Origin of the sequence: Brucella sp. NBRC 113783 (assembly GCF_040372265.1) — a bacterium.
In the GTDB taxonomy this organism is placed as follows: domain Bacteria; phylum Pseudomonadota; class Alphaproteobacteria; order Rhizobiales; family Rhizobiaceae; genus Brucella; species Brucella teleogrylli.
Window position 1 is genome coordinate 270,521 of record NZ_BAABRX010000002.1, and the last position, 12,940, is coordinate 283,460.

Here is a 12,940-nt window from a genome sequence, read left to right on the forward strand (position 1 = left end):
CGCACCGCTTATACATTATAAAACACGGCATATTGGCGCAGTTGGGCTTAACGGGGCTCTTGCAGTTGAAACTAAGGCCGGAACGCCGTATCTGCCATTGCGAGATTATGCGTGCAGATCCCAATTTCAGGTGATCCATCGCAAGGGATAAAAGATCGCGTGGCTTCACGCGTTTCAAGGAATGAAAATGACCAAGATCGTATTCGTATCTGCTGACGGCGCGACACGTACCGAAGTTGAGGCCGATAACGGTTCCAGCGTGATGGAAGCGGCCATTCGCAATGGCATTCCGGGCATCGACGCCGAATGCGGTGGCGCATGCGCCTGTGCTACCTGCCACGTCTATGTTGATGAAGAGTGGACGGAAACGGTTGGCGGGCCTGATCCGATGGAAGAAGACATGCTGGATTTCGCCTATGAGGTGCGTCCAACTTCGCGTCTGTCCTGCCAGATCCGCGTGACCGATGAGATCGACGGTCTCGTCGTTCAGGTGCCGGAACGCCAGAACTAAGAAAATGGCGGCTGCTCCGGGGATCGTTATAAAGAATGATATAGCGATCATCGGGGCAGGGCCTGTTGCACTTTTCGCCGTATTCCAGCTCGGCCTGTTCGGGTTCAGATGTCAGCTTATCGACGCGCTGGATCGGCCGGGCGGACAATGTTCCGCCTTCTATCCCGACAAGCCAATCTTCGATATTCCGGGTTTCCCCACGATCATGGGCGACGAGCTGGTTTCCCGGCTCCTGGAACAGATCGCGCCCTACGAACCCACATTCCATTACGGTCAGACCGTCACGACGTTGGAACGCGCTGGAGATCGCCTTGTCCTGACGACGGCCAACGATGCTTCATTTGCGGCGGATGCCGTGGTGATCGCTTCGGGTCTCGGTGCTTTCGGACCGGATGGCCAGATCGTGCGGCCCGATCCATTGGCCGAAATCGCTTTGGAAAGGGCTGGCAATGCCATTGCTGTCGCACCTGAAACTTTCGCGACCTCACAGCCCGATATCTATGCGATTGGCGATGCCTGCCATTATCCGGGCAAGCTGAAGCTAATCCTGTGCGGTTTTCATGAAGCCGCCCTCATGACGCAGGCTGTGCGCAAGAGGTTGCATAAAGCCGGATCGTAGGAATCAGCGCGGCAGTTGATTCATCTTTTCAAGACGATAGGTCAGCAGCCGCTCGAAGCGCTTTTCAAAATTGATGGTCTCGACGCGGTCGAAGCGTTGCTGCGCTTCGTCATGGGCTTCCATCAGTCGGGCGGTGATCCTGTCGATATCCTTGCGCAAAACGGCGCAGTCCGAGCGGGTGGGGAGGGCGCGGATCTGTCGTTCCATCTCGCTGGCATGGCTGCGCGCGATGACGATATGACTTTCCTCGTGACGGCGAATGTCCTGATAGAGCGTGTCCCAGATCAGCGCCAGTTCCGCTGTCGCCTTGCGGCGCTGCGCCCAGCGCGGCAGCGAGACTTTCGCGTGAACATTGACATAGACGTCCTGCACCTTGCAGGCCTTGCCCGGCGCACGACCATAGCGGACTTTGGCGTCGAATCGGATTTCAGCGGCGCCAGGATGATGCTGTCCTGTTTTCTTCAGAAAGGGGCCGCTGCGGGAGAGCGCCTTGTCGAGTTCGGCAGCTGTCTTGCCATTGACGGTGTAATATTTGAATTCACGGAAGATCGATGCGGCGTCGGCCTGAGATGCAAGGATTGCAAGAGCTGCGCCAAAAGCCAGAATCCGCTTTTTGAAAATCATATTCTGGCACCTTTTTCCTAAACTCGGAATAAACTCATATTTTGCCGTCGCAGCATGGCATGCAAACGTCAAGAGAACTATAACGCTTTGGTTAAATGACATTCGGCCAGCTTGGTTGCATCGCGGGCCTTAATTAGCATCTATACAGGAATATCCGGAAATGGCGAAAATCTGGCAACTGGCTCACGGGCGCAGCCTTGAGTTCGGGGAAAAGTCCGTAATCATGGGCATTCTCAACATTACGCCGGATTCCTTTTCTGATGGTGGGCATCACAATGAATTCGAAACGGCGCTTGCCGCTGCCGGAAAGATGCTCGAGGACGGCGCCACCATCATTGATGTTGGCGGTGAATCGACGAGGCCGGGCGCTGAGAGCGTCGATGCCGCAACAGAGGTGGCCCGCGTCGTGCCGGTCATCCGGGCGCTGACGGAACGTTTCGGCTGCATCATTTCAGTCGATACGTATCGGGCTTCAACGGCCAGAGCGGCGGTGGAGGCTGGCGCGCATATCGTCAACGACGTCTGGGGGTTGCAGCGCGAACCGGCTATTGCCGATGTTGCCCGCGAGACGGGCGCAGGGCTTGTCATCATGCATACGACCCGCGAGCGGGAAACCGATCCTGATGTCATCGAGGATCGCGCCGTTTTTCTAAACAAGTCGCTGCAGGTTGCATCTGCGGCGGGCATTGATCGATCCCGCATCATGCTTGATCCGGGTTTCGGTTTCGGCAAGACCGTCGAAGACGACGTGATTTTGATGGCACGGATGGAGGAACTACATCGTTTCGGCTATCCGTGGCTGGTCGGCACATCGCGCAAACGCTTTGTGGGCACGATCACGGGCGAGACCGACCCTTTGAAGCGTGATATAGCTACGTCTGCGACCTCGGTTGCGTTGCGACTGGCAGGAGCCGACATCTTTCGCGTTCACAATGTCGCTTTTAATAGAGACGCACTTGCGGTTGCGGATGCTATCCTGCAAGTGAAGCGCAGCGAGAATATGAGAAAGTGAAGCCGTGTACACGATCCGGATTATGAATTGCGCATTCTTTGCGCACCACGGCGTGTTCGATGAAGAACACAAACTCGGTCAGCGTTTTTATGTCGACGCCATTCTGGATGTCGATCCCGGCAATGCGCTGGAAAGCGATGATATTGAAGGGACCGTCCATTATGGAACGGCTTTCACTGTGATCGAGGAAATCATCACCGGTCGCCAGCGCTATCTGATCGAAACGCTGGCGCTTGACGTCGCCAAGGCTCTGAGCAAGCGGTTTCCGCAAATCAAGCGCGCCGAAATCACCATTCGCAAGCCCAATGCGCCAGTGCCGGGTGTTCTGGATCATGTTGAGGTCACGGTGGTTCATCCGCAGTGAGCGCAGTCGCAGGACCCTATCGCGCCTGGCTTGGCCTCGGCGGCAATATTGACGACCCCATTCTTTCGATGGGCAGCGCACTGCGTATGCTGGATGCGCGCGCGGATACGAGTGTGGTCGCCGTTTCACCCGTTTATCGCACTCCGCCATGGGGCAAGACCGATCAGGCTTGGTTTCACAATGCCTGCGCCGAGCTGCGAACCACGCTCGAACCGCTGGAACTGATCGCGACATGTCTCGACGTGGAGCGCTCGCTGAAACGCGTTCGGCTGGAGCGTTGGGGGCCGCGCATCATCGATATCGACATTCTGGCCATGCAAGATGCTGCCGGGCAGCCTGTTGCGATGGCGCTGCCGGAACTCCAGTTGCCGCATCCGCGCATGCAGGAGCGGGCATTTGTGCTTGTGCCACTCAGCGATATCGCACCATCCTTGAAAGTCGCCGGGCGAACGGTTGCAGAATGGAAAGCGGACGTTCCATCATCCGAAATAGAAAAAGCCCGCACGGATGCAGGCTGGTGGAACCAATAAAACTGTAAAAGTCAGTTCTTGGCGATGCTGCCGACGGCGACATTATCAATGCGCTTGAGGCTCATGCCGATAACCGGAACGAGTTCCTTTTCGACACGCACCGACACGGTGACATTCATCGTGTTCTGATCGGAAATACGGGCCAGCATGGCGCCGTTCAGCTGTTTGCGATTGAGGCCGAACACCATCTTGTTGCCGCTGACGGAACCGGACGTAACGTCGAGGCCTTTGCCTTCCGACCCATCATTGAACTTGCCGGAATAGCCGGAGCCGACGCGGGTGACGGTAGCCTTCATGGGCTGCGAAAAGACGCCGACGCGGCAGCTGCCATCCAGCGTCATGCCAACGGCATCATCCGGTGTGGTGCCAGCAAGATTGCAGACGAATTTGGTGCCCTTGTACTTGCCGGCAACGATTTCGCCCGGGCCGGACCACTGGCCTTCGATCGTCTGGAAAAACTGCTTGTCCTTGTCTGCGGCCAGAACCGGCGCAGCGGAAAGCGAGACGGGCAGCAGCGTCAGGCAGGCAGCGATGCAATTCTTCATATTCGGCTCTGTCCCGGAATTTGCGACCTTTACTGGACGCCATTCCTAATCGTTGTTGGTCAGTATGTCACGACCGAATGTCGTGTCATACGCTGCAAAAAGCCGGAATAACCGGCACTATCAGAAACAATCGGACTGGATGGGCACACCGAAACAGGATTGTGCCAAACGACCAGATCACGCGATTCTGACGCAGGATTTCTATCCGCTAATAATCGTCGCGAATGGTTAACGCTTGGTTTTCATCGGGCTGGAAGTCAGTGGGTTTTCCGGGAAAAAACTCATGGTTTGGCCTTGGTCGCTGCGGCCTTGCCAGACCTGGGCGCGGCGTTTCGGTCGCCATTGACGCGCGCCAGATCGCCGATGAAATCGCTGATACCGGGGCGCTTTTCAGCGTTAAACGGGAAGGGGCGCACGACCTCCATCGCCGCTATGCCGATCCGCGCCGTCATGAGGCCGTTCACCACGCCTTCGCCGAGCTTGGCCGACAGCCGCGACGCCAGACCCTGCCCGACCAGTTGCTGAATCACGCTGTCGCCCATGGCAATGGTGCCAGTGACGGCCAGATGGGCGAGAACGCGCCGCGCGAGCTTGATAAAGCCAAGCGTGCCGGGCCTGCCGCCATAAAGCTGCGACAGTCTGCGAATGAGCCGCGCCGATTCGAAAATCACATAGCCAATATCGACAAGCGCCCGCGGGCTGATCGCCGTCACAATCGATACGCGCTTCGACGCGTTGAGAATGAGCGCGCGCGCTTCACGGTCGAGCGGGCGCAGAATTTCCGTTTCCGCGAGTCGGATCAGATCGCGCCCATCGATGATGTCGTCGGTCAAACCGTCCAGAAGCTGACGTCCACGCGCCGTTTCCGGCAGGTTGGCCGCAATGGCGCGCAATTCATCGACCGCTTTGCGCGCAGCCGCCATGTCATCGCGCTCTGCGGCGTCCGCCGCATCCCTGCGCAAATGCTGCACGGAGGCGAGGCGTCTCAGGGCCAGCAATTCACGGGTTATGATGGCGATGAAAGCGGCGAGGGCGACGAGTGCTACCGCCAGAGCGGTCCAGCCGAGCCAGCCTGCACGGGCAAAAAGCGCCTGAATGAGATCTTCGGTCCAGATGCCAACGGCAAAAGAAACCAGAACACCCAGTGCGCCGGTCAATATCTTGCCGAGCGACCATCCGCCAAACCAGCCCTTGCGCTTCGGTGCTTCGAAGGCTGGATCAAGAACTTCGAGTTCGGCGGCTTCTTCGTCGCTGAGTTCGAAAATATCCGGCTCTACGACGATCTGCTCCAAATCTTTGACGGCACGGGGTCGGCGCGGCGTCTCGTCAGGCGCTTCCGGTACCGGTTGAACGCGTGGCTGGGGGGCAACCTTGAAGGAGGTCGGTTTGCGCGGTGTGTCATCGCTCATGCCAGACGATCTCCGATCAGGAACTGAAGGGCGCGGTCGAGCCTTATATGAGGAAGCGATAGCGTCACACCCTCGGCGGTGCGTTCAAGGCGCGGGGGGCGGAACCGCACGAAGCGAATGGCAGGGTCTTCCGGTGTGGAAACCTGTTCAAAGATCGCATTAGGATTCTTTGGCAAGTCTCCAGGAAATATAGCTGTTTCTGTTTCACCATCGAAAACATCGCCGTCGATACGTTCGCCCTTGAGAGGCGTCCCGACGATGACCGGAAGAACCTCTTTTCCCTGTGTCACAGTCGCTTCGCGGGTTGCGCGCACGGCTGCCATGGCCAGAACATCGATGTCTGCGCCCGAAAAATTGGCGCGCTCGATGGCGCGTTCTACAAGACGACGTACAATGGCCTGCAAACGATCATGGCTTTCATGATGCAGATGGTCGGCCTTGGTTGCGGCCACCAGAATTCGCCCGATACGGCGCTGGATAAGGCCGGTCAGCAGATTGGAGCGTCCGGGACGGAAACAGGACAGGATATCGGTCAGTGCACGTTCGAGGTCCGCCACCACGGCGCCTCCGGCATTCATGGCCTGCATCGCGTCGATCAGCACGATCTGGCGGTCCAGCCGAGCAATATGCTCGCGAAAGAACGGTTTCACGACATAGGTTTTATAGGCCTCATAGCGCCGTTCCATCATGGCCGCGAGCGATCCGGCCTTGATGTCTTCAGGTGCAAGGTTGGGTAGTGGCGCAAAGGTCAGCGCAGGCGAGCCATCAAGATCGCCAGGCATCAGGAAGCGACCGGGCGGCAGGGTGGACAATGCGCGTTCGTCCGCTTTTCCGGCCCGCAGATAGGCGGTAAAACTTTTTGCCAGCCGCTGCGCCGTCAGTTCATCCGCCTTTTCGGCTGGATCGACCGAGGCGGCATCCGCCAGCCACGGCTGCGCCAGATCGATATGGGTCGGTTCGTTGGCCAAGGCGAAGGAATCTGCGCTGAATTCGGCATAGTTCTTGCCGAGCAGTGGCAGATCGAGCAGCCATTCGCCGGGATAATCGACAATATCGACCGAGAGTCGTCCGGGAGACAGCCATCGCCCCCATGCTGATGCGGTTTCATACTCAATGGTCAGACGAAGCTGCGAAATGGCACGAGTGGAATCCGGCCAGACGCGTTCGTCGATAAGCGCCGACAGATGTTCTTCATATTGAAAACGCGGAACAGCGTCGTCTGGCTGCGGCTCAAGAAGCGCGCGGGATATCCGCCCCGACTTATACGCTTCGAACATCGGCAGCCTGCCGCCATGAACGAGATTATGGACCAGTGCAGTGATGAAAACCGTTTTACCGGCGCGGGACAGGCCCGTCACCCCAAGGCGCAGCGATGGAGAAAGAAGCCCGGTCGCACGTTCCGTCAGTGTGTCCAGTGCGATTTTGGCTTCGTCGCCGATGCTGGTAAGCTTTGCCAATGATGTCCTCGCAGGGTGAATCCCGGTTCACGTATAAATAAGATGACGAACCCTTTTCGCAAGACGAAGGCGCGTCAGGATCCCGTTCAAGCTCACGGCTGCGGAAAACTTTCAAGAAATCCGTGTTCGCGGCTGAGATCGCTCAGCTTTTCAGAAAAAATGATTGTTGCGAGGGCGGCGGTGGGGAAACCGGCATGCAGACGGTCAAGGCTCTCCCGGTCGCCTTTGGCGCACAAGGCAAGCGCCAGATCTTCCATGCTCGGATTATGCCCGACCAGCATCAGCGTCTCGACATCGCCATGCGCGCGAACGGAGCGCAGATATTCCGCTGCGCCGCCGTTATAGATTTCGTCGTCTATGATGGTTTCGACCTCGACGCCCAGCCTTGTCTGCAGGCCGAAGGCGGTTTCCCGCGTACGGCAGGAGCCGGAAAGCACCACGCGGTCAGGCAGAAGGCCTGTCGCGCGCATCGCCTCGGCGAGCCTGTCGAGCGCGTTGTGGCCTTCCACATCCAGCGGCCTGTCGTAATCCTTCATTCCGGGCTTTGCCCAGACGGCTTTGGCATGTCGTAGGAGAAGCAAGCGACTCATCTGTACCGTCCCGAACGTGGCTACACAGATGTTTTGCCATGATTTTCGCTAAAATGCGCGGTTGCTGCGTCATGTGGCGTAATTTTCCACCGTTGCCTGACGTTTTTCACAGCGGATTGGTGCTGATTTATTGGGCATAATAGAGCAACGGTAACGGAATTGCTGAGATCATGTTTCCCGTTGCAATCTATTTTTAATCCTCGGTGTCATCTTCCAGACATAATGGCCGGAGTATCTGTTGCGCGCGCCATTTGCACAAATTTTTTGCAAATACACACAAAATTGATGCACTAAAAAGTAGTGGGATACGTTTCTTTGATGTTGTGTCGACTGGACGATGGACTTATATAACCGCACGCGTCTCCTAGATGTGGGGTGATTCAGAATGAGTGAATTAATCGACCTTGACTATAGGCCCACTGAAGACGAACCGTTCATGAATGAACGGCAGAAGTCTTACTTCCGAGCGAAACTAATCGCCTGGAGGAATGATATTCTTCGCGAAGCGCGTGAAACGCTTGATGCGCTACAGCAGGAAAATGCAAACCATCCCGATCTGGCGGATAGGGCATCCTCCGAAACGGACCGGGCAATCGAGCTTAGGGCTCGCGACAGACAGCGGAAGCTGATTTCCAAGATTGATGCGGCTTTGAGCCGGATTGACGAAGGCACTTATGGTTTCTGCGAAGAAACCGGCGAGCCGATCAGTCTGAAGCGTCTGGATGCACGCCCAATTGCGACATTGTCCATTGAGGCGCAGGAACGTCATGAGCGTCGTGAAAAAGTTTATCGCGACGACTAAGAACATAACGTTGGTTTGAGAAATTTCAAAGGCTGCGGGTGACCGCAGCCTTTTGTTTTTGCATGCCCGCCAAACTAAAAGCGCCAGCGGCATAACCGCTGGCGCTTTAAAGTCGAAACGAGAACCGCCGTCTTACGGGCGGGTTTCGTTCTTCGTCAGTTCGCCGAGAAGCTTTTCCATCTCATCTTCGATATCATCCGACGTCGTGTCGTCGGTTGCCGAGATGTCAAGCGAGCTCAAAAGTTCGCTTTCGAAGAAATCAGTCGTCAAATCCGCTTCCGGTTCAGGCGTTTCTTCCTTCACCGGCGTCACTTCCGTTTCAAGATCGGCCATAATGGCGTCGTGTAACGCACCCCCCAGTCCTTCCAGATCGTCATCTTCCGTTGCCGCTGTGGGCTGGACCGGTGCGGCGACTGCTACTTCCGGCTCGACGCGCTTCGGTTCGGATACATTGCTGAAATCCGGTGTCACGGTGGACGAAACGGACGGGCTCGTCACGTCGAGCGAAGGCGTGGGCGTGTTTGTCACGGCGGCTACCGGTTCACGCTCCGGCACGATGCTGCCGAGATTTGCCGAGGCGACCGTTGCAGCAGCGGCGCCAGCTGTTACGGCGGCGGTTCCCAGGTTTGACGTAGAGCTGACCACGCCGCGCGATACTTGGCTCAACGGATAGGCAGGATGAGCACGGGCAGGCGGCTGCGACGGCTGTGGTGGCTGGGCTGGAAGCACCGTGCGCGGCTGCGGCGGATAATTGGGTGCAGGGCGCGGTTGCGGACGATTCTGTGGTGCGGCCTGTACGGGCGGCGCGACCGGAGGGCGAACAGGGGCCTGCGGGGCGGCGGGAGTAACCGTTGGTGTCACCGGCGGGCGCGGTGGTACGCGCGGCGCAGCAACTTGCGGGGCTTCGTGTCTGACCGGTTCTTCCTTCGGCGGTTCCGGCTTGCGGTAGACCGGCGTTTCGATGGCCGAACTCAGCTGGATCGCTTCATCCTTGGCTGGCGTCGGTTCTGGCGCGGATGTCTGTGACGACAAAGCTGGCCGCTCGTTCACGTCGCTTGTGATCGTCGCTTCATGCTGACGAAAACGCTCGATATGTTCCGGCTCGATACGCGAGTTCTGCACGCGGGCATGGGCGCGTGATTCCATAACGATGTTCTGTTCGACAACCACATCCGTCGGGCCGCCGATAAGCAGCAGATGCTCGACATCGTCGCGACGGATGAGAACCAGCTTGCGGCGGCTATCCACGGCTGCGGCATCCATGACGGAGAGGCGCGGCTGGCGTGTCCGACCGTTCGAGACGAAAGTACCACCGCTGAAACGGCGGATGATACTCAAAACAACGAAAATTCCGCCGAGAATGATCGCAAATATAAGCACAAAGCCGACAATATTAGCCGCGCTTTCTCCAACGATGCCGCTGAGCCATTCCTTCATGCGGATACCCTCTTAAATTCAATATTCGAAAAACCCGACGAGCGGAGATTGTGCATCCCCCGACATTCCGCATCATCGCGCAACTTGCACTTTCCAGGACAGTAGTTGAATTTGCAAGCGTTGGGAATGTTCCATCGAATTGCGAGAAATCTATGATCCCCAACCAAAACGGTGAAAAACAACCGCATTTACACCGTTTCCGTGTAGCAACGCTTGTGCTGCTCGCCGATTAACGCATTCTGCGAATCGGATATACCCAGATGCATGGCGTTTCGCCCCGCTGCGCGATCGTTTATGGAGAACGCGCAAGAAGATGGGTGGCGACAGGATCGGGTTGCTAAATGAGTGAAAAGACGTCTTGGCTGATCGAAACAATGCACGGCACATTCACGGCCTGCGCAGAACAGTCATGCAGTATGGAAGGTCGGTGGGCTTGATGTCTCGACAGACGGACAACGCATATCCGAAACCGCTCGTTACACCGAAGCGCAATTCCAGCGGCGCGCTGCGTCTGCTGATCGTCGGCCTTTTGCTGACCGGGCTGGCGGTTGTCTACTTCCTTTTTCGCGACCGGATTGGTGATGGTTTCGCGCTTATCCTGATGGGCATTCTGTCGATGGTCGGCGTCTTCTATCTTCTGGGCGCGGCCACGGGCCTCATTCAGTTCAGCCAGCGCAAAGGCGGGCAAGATCTGGCGCATTCCTTCATGGATTCGCAGCCGGAAGGTACTGTCATCTCCGATTCTCGCGGTCAGATCGTTTATGCCAATCAGGCTTATGCCAACATGACCGGCGTTGCCAATGCCGACGGCATCCGCTCGCTTGACAATGTGCTGACGGCGGAACCGGCGGCATCCGACGCGATTTACCGTCTGACGAATGCCGTACGTGACGGTCTCTCCGGGCAGGAGGAAGTGCGACTGTCTGGCGGGCTGTCCCGTGAAGCCCATGGTTCGCTTGCACCGGTCTGGTATCGGATCAAAGCTCGTCCCATCGAAGCGGGGCAGGATTACAAAGGTCCGCTCGTCGCCTGGCAGATTGCCGACATTTCAGAAGAACGCGCCGAACAGGAACGCTTCTTTCAGGAATTGCAGGAAGCAATCAATCATCTCGATCATGCACCGGCAGGCTTCTTCTCTGCCGATCCGTCGGGCCGCATCATCTATCTCAACGCCACTTTGGCGGAATGGCTGGGCGTCGATCTCACAGCCTTCACACCGGGCTCGCTGACGCTCAACGAAATCGTAGCGGGCAGCGGCATGGCGCTGATCAAGGCCGTCAAGGCCGAGCCCGGCACCAGCCGCAACACGGTGATCGATCTCGATCTCATCAAGCGCAATGGCCAGAGCCTGGCCGTGCGGTTTTATCACCGTGTACAGGCGGCGCGCGACGGGACGCGCGGCACCAGTCGCACCATCGTTCTGGATCGTGCGGAGGGGGATGATTCCTCGGCTGCACTGCGTTCGGCAGAAGTTCGGTTCACGCGATTCTTCAATTCCGCGCCAATGGCCATTGCCGCCGTCGATGCGCAAGGGCACACGCTACGCACCAATGCGCGCTTCCTCGATATTTTCTCGTCCGTTGTGGATCGCGATTCCGTCGATCGCCGCGTGAAGCTTGAAAATGTCGTGCATGAGCGTGACCGCGAAGTCTTCACCAAGGCGCTTGCTGCGGCATTTGCCGGACAGGCGAGTATCTCGCCCGTCGATACTGTGCTTCCGGGCAATGAAGAACGGCATATCCGTTTCTATATGAGCCCGGTCAGCGATATGGGCGGGGAATCGTCGGAAGAAGCCGCGATCATTTCCGCCGTTGAAACGACGGAACAGAAAGCGCTCGAAAACCAGATGGCGCAGAGCCAAAAGATGCAGGCTGTGGGCCAGCTTGCCGGTGGTATCGCGCATGATTTCAACAACGTTTTGACGGCAATCATCATGTCGTCGGACCTGCTTCTGACCAATCATCGCGCGTCCGATCCGTCTTTCCCGGACATTATGAACATCAAGCAGAACGCAAACCGTGCCGCTTCGCTCGTGCGCCAGTTGCTTGCGTTCTCGCGCCGCCAGACGCTGCGTCCGGAAGTGCTGGACCTGACCGATGTTCTGGCCGATCTGCGCATGTTGCTGGCGCGTCTCGTCGGCAAGGATATCGAACTGAAGATTGATCATGGCCGCGACCTGTGGCCAGTCAAAGCCGATCTTGGCCAGTTCGAGCAGGTTGCGGTCAATCTCGCCGTCAATGCCCGCGATGCTATGCCTGAAGGCGGTGCAATCACGCTGCGGACCCGCAACGTGCCCGTCCATGAAGCGGCAAAGCTCAACTATCGCGATCTTCCTGAAGCCGATTATGTCGTCTTCGAGGTGGAAGACACCGGCACGGGCATTCCAGCCGATGTGCTTGAAAAGATTTTTGAGCCGTTCTTCACCACCAAGGAAGTCGGTAAGGGCACCGGTCTTGGCCTTTCGATGGTCTATGGCATCATCAAGCAAACCGGCGGCTTCATCTATTGCGATTCCGAAGTCGGCAAGGGAACGACCTTCAAGATCTTCCTGCCGCGCCTTATCGTGGAAAAGAGCGCCGAAGACGCGCCCGTCGCGGTCAAGGAAAAGAAGGTCGAAAAGGCAACGGACCTGTCCGGTTCCGCGACCGTCCTGCTCGTGGAAGACGAGGATGCCGTGCGTATGGGCGGCGTGCGCGCGCTCCAGTCGCGCGGTTATACGGTGCATGAAGCGGCTTCCGGCGTGGAAGCGCTGGAAATCATGGAAGAGCTGGGCGGCGAGGTGGATATCGTCGTATCCGACGTGGTCATGCCTGAAATGGACGGCCCGACGCTGTTGCGTGAGCTGCGCAAGACCTATCCGGACATCAAATTCGTGTTTGTTTCCGGTTATGCGGAAGATGCTTTTGCGCGTAACTTGCCAGCGGATGCAAAGTTCGGATTCCTGCCAAAACCGTTTTCGCTCAAGCAGTTGGCGACTACCGTTAAGGAAATGCTGGAGAAGCAGGACTGATGGATTTTACGTCCACGTTTCAGCAAAACA

The 12,940-nt window shown here is 57.4% G+C and carries 13 protein-coding genes; 7 read left to right on the top strand and 6 right to left on the bottom strand.

Translation table 11 applies throughout. The features are described 5' to 3' along the window. The first annotated feature begins 187 nt into the window (after nucleotides 1–187). Together ABWW11_RS06605 and ABWW11_RS06610 are read left to right on the top strand one after the other, a co-directional pair. A complete protein-coding gene (locus ABWW11_RS06605; protein WP_109370221.1) occupies nucleotides 188–511 on the top strand; it encodes a 2Fe-2S iron-sulfur cluster-binding protein in 324 nt (107 codons plus the stop codon). A gap of 4 nt (nucleotides 512–515) precedes the next feature. Continuing rightward, nucleotides 516–1,130 carry an NAD(P)/FAD-dependent oxidoreductase gene (locus ABWW11_RS06610; protein WP_109368930.1) on the top strand — a complete coding sequence of 205 codons (615 nt, stop codon included), beginning with the start codon at nucleotides 516–518 and terminating at the stop codon, nucleotides 1,128–1,130. A gap of 3 nt (nucleotides 1,131–1,133) precedes the next feature. Here ABWW11_RS06610 and ABWW11_RS06615 read toward each other — a convergent pair whose 3' ends face one another. Then, on the bottom strand, nucleotides 1,134–1,754 hold the full coding sequence (locus ABWW11_RS06615) for a DUF922 domain-containing Zn-dependent protease (RefSeq protein ID WP_109368931.1): 621 nt from the start codon (nucleotides 1,752–1,754) through the stop codon (nucleotides 1,134–1,136). Between the two features lie 160 nt (nucleotides 1,755–1,914). On the opposite strand from ABWW11_RS06615, the gene folP reads away from it, so the two are divergent. The 3 genes from folP (at nucleotide 1,915) to folK (ending at nucleotide 3,660) form a co-directional block, all read left to right on the top strand. After that, nucleotides 1,915–2,766, top strand: a complete 852-nt coding sequence (gene folP, locus ABWW11_RS06620; RefSeq protein WP_109368932.1) for a dihydropteroate synthase — start codon at nucleotides 1,915–1,917, stop codon at nucleotides 2,764–2,766. Between the two features lie 4 nt (nucleotides 2,767–2,770). Next, nucleotides 2,771–3,130 (top strand): dihydroneopterin aldolase, encoded by a 360-nt coding sequence (folB, locus tag ABWW11_RS06625; RefSeq protein WP_109368933.1) that lies wholly within the window; start codon nucleotides 2,771–2,773, stop codon nucleotides 3,128–3,130. Between the two features lie 68 nt (nucleotides 3,131–3,198). After that, a complete protein-coding gene (gene folK / locus ABWW11_RS06630; RefSeq protein WP_235858880.1) occupies nucleotides 3,199–3,660 on the top strand; it encodes a 2-amino-4-hydroxy-6-hydroxymethyldihydropteridine diphosphokinase in 462 nt (153 codons plus the stop codon). 11 nt (nucleotides 3,661–3,671) lie between these two features. Here folK and ABWW11_RS06635 read toward each other — a convergent pair whose 3' ends face one another. From ABWW11_RS06635 to ABWW11_RS06650, 4 genes are all read right to left on the bottom strand, one after another. Further along, nucleotides 3,672–4,205 (bottom strand): hypothetical protein, encoded by a 534-nt coding sequence (locus ABWW11_RS06635; protein ID WP_109368935.1) that lies wholly within the window; start codon nucleotides 4,203–4,205, stop codon nucleotides 3,672–3,674. 281 nt (nucleotides 4,206–4,486) lie between these two features. After that, nucleotides 4,487–5,614: a YcjF family protein gene (locus tag ABWW11_RS06640; RefSeq protein ID WP_109368936.1), complete on the bottom strand. Its 1,128-nt coding sequence runs from the start codon at nucleotides 5,612–5,614 to the stop codon at nucleotides 4,487–4,489. Then, nucleotides 5,611–7,071: a YcjX family GTP-binding protein gene (locus ABWW11_RS06645; RefSeq protein ID WP_109368937.1), complete on the bottom strand. Its 1,461-nt coding sequence runs from the start codon at nucleotides 7,069–7,071 to the stop codon at nucleotides 5,611–5,613. The genes ABWW11_RS06640 and ABWW11_RS06645 overlap by 4 nt, the downstream gene beginning before the upstream one ends. 92 nt (nucleotides 7,072–7,163) lie before the next feature. Continuing rightward, a complete protein-coding gene (locus ABWW11_RS06650; RefSeq protein ID WP_109368938.1) occupies nucleotides 7,164–7,661 on the bottom strand; it encodes a SixA phosphatase family protein in 498 nt (165 codons plus the stop codon). Nucleotides 7,662–8,046: 385 nt separating this feature from the next. Here ABWW11_RS06650 and dksA point away from each other — a divergent pair, with 385 nt between their 5' ends. Next, the gene (gene dksA / locus ABWW11_RS06655) at nucleotides 8,047–8,463 is read left to right on the top strand and encodes an RNA polymerase-binding protein DksA (protein WP_109368939.1); all 417 of its coding nucleotides are present in this window, start codon (nucleotides 8,047–8,049) and stop codon (nucleotides 8,461–8,463) included. A gap of 132 nt (nucleotides 8,464–8,595) precedes the next feature. Here dksA and ABWW11_RS06660 read toward each other — a convergent pair whose 3' ends face one another. After that, the gene (locus ABWW11_RS06660) at nucleotides 8,596–9,900 is read right to left on the bottom strand and encodes a flagellar biosynthetic protein FliO (RefSeq protein ID WP_124915979.1); all 1,305 of its coding nucleotides are present in this window, start codon (nucleotides 9,898–9,900) and stop codon (nucleotides 8,596–8,598) included. 436 nt (nucleotides 9,901–10,336) lie between these two features. Between ABWW11_RS06660 and cckA the strand changes: the two genes are divergently transcribed. Then, nucleotides 10,337–12,910, top strand: coding sequence for a cell cycle histidine kinase CckA (gene cckA, locus ABWW11_RS06665; RefSeq protein ID WP_109368941.1), 2,574 nt, complete (start codon nucleotides 10,337–10,339; stop codon nucleotides 12,908–12,910). Nucleotides 12,911–12,940 lie beyond the last annotated feature (30 nt).

Excerpts from the sequence above, each read along its gene's own strand:
- ABWW11_RS06605 (WP_109370221.1), top strand. The coding sequence starts at position 188 with ATGACCAAGATCGTATTCGTATCTGCTGACGGCGCGACACGTACCGAA.
- ABWW11_RS06610 (WP_109368930.1), top strand. The coding sequence starts at position 516 with ATGGCGGCTGCTCCGGGGATCGTTATAAAGAATGATATAGCGATCATC.
- ABWW11_RS06615 (WP_109368931.1), bottom strand. The coding sequence starts at position 1,754 with ATGATTTTCAAAAAGCGGATTCTGGCTTTTGGCGCAGCTCTTGCAATC.
- folP (WP_109368932.1), top strand. The coding sequence starts at position 1,915 with ATGGCGAAAATCTGGCAACTGGCTCACGGGCGCAGCCTTGAGTTCGGG.
- folK (WP_235858880.1), top strand. The coding sequence starts at position 3,199 with ATGGGCAGCGCACTGCGTATGCTGGATGCGCGCGCGGATACGAGTGTG.
- ABWW11_RS06635 (WP_109368935.1), bottom strand. The coding sequence starts at position 4,205 with ATGAAGAATTGCATCGCTGCCTGCCTGACGCTGCTGCCCGTCTCGCTT.
- ABWW11_RS06640 (WP_109368936.1), bottom strand. The coding sequence starts at position 5,614 with ATGAGCGATGACACACCGCGCAAACCGACCTCCTTCAAGGTTGCCCCC.
- ABWW11_RS06650 (WP_109368938.1), bottom strand. The coding sequence starts at position 7,661 with ATGAGTCGCTTGCTTCTCCTACGACATGCCAAAGCCGTCTGGGCAAAG.
- dksA (WP_109368939.1), top strand. The coding sequence starts at position 8,047 with ATGAGTGAATTAATCGACCTTGACTATAGGCCCACTGAAGACGAACCG.
- ABWW11_RS06660 (WP_124915979.1), bottom strand. The coding sequence starts at position 9,900 with ATGAAGGAATGGCTCAGCGGCATCGTTGGAGAAAGCGCGGCTAATATT.
- cckA (WP_109368941.1), top strand. The coding sequence starts at position 10,337 with ATGTCTCGACAGACGGACAACGCATATCCGAAACCGCTCGTTACACCG.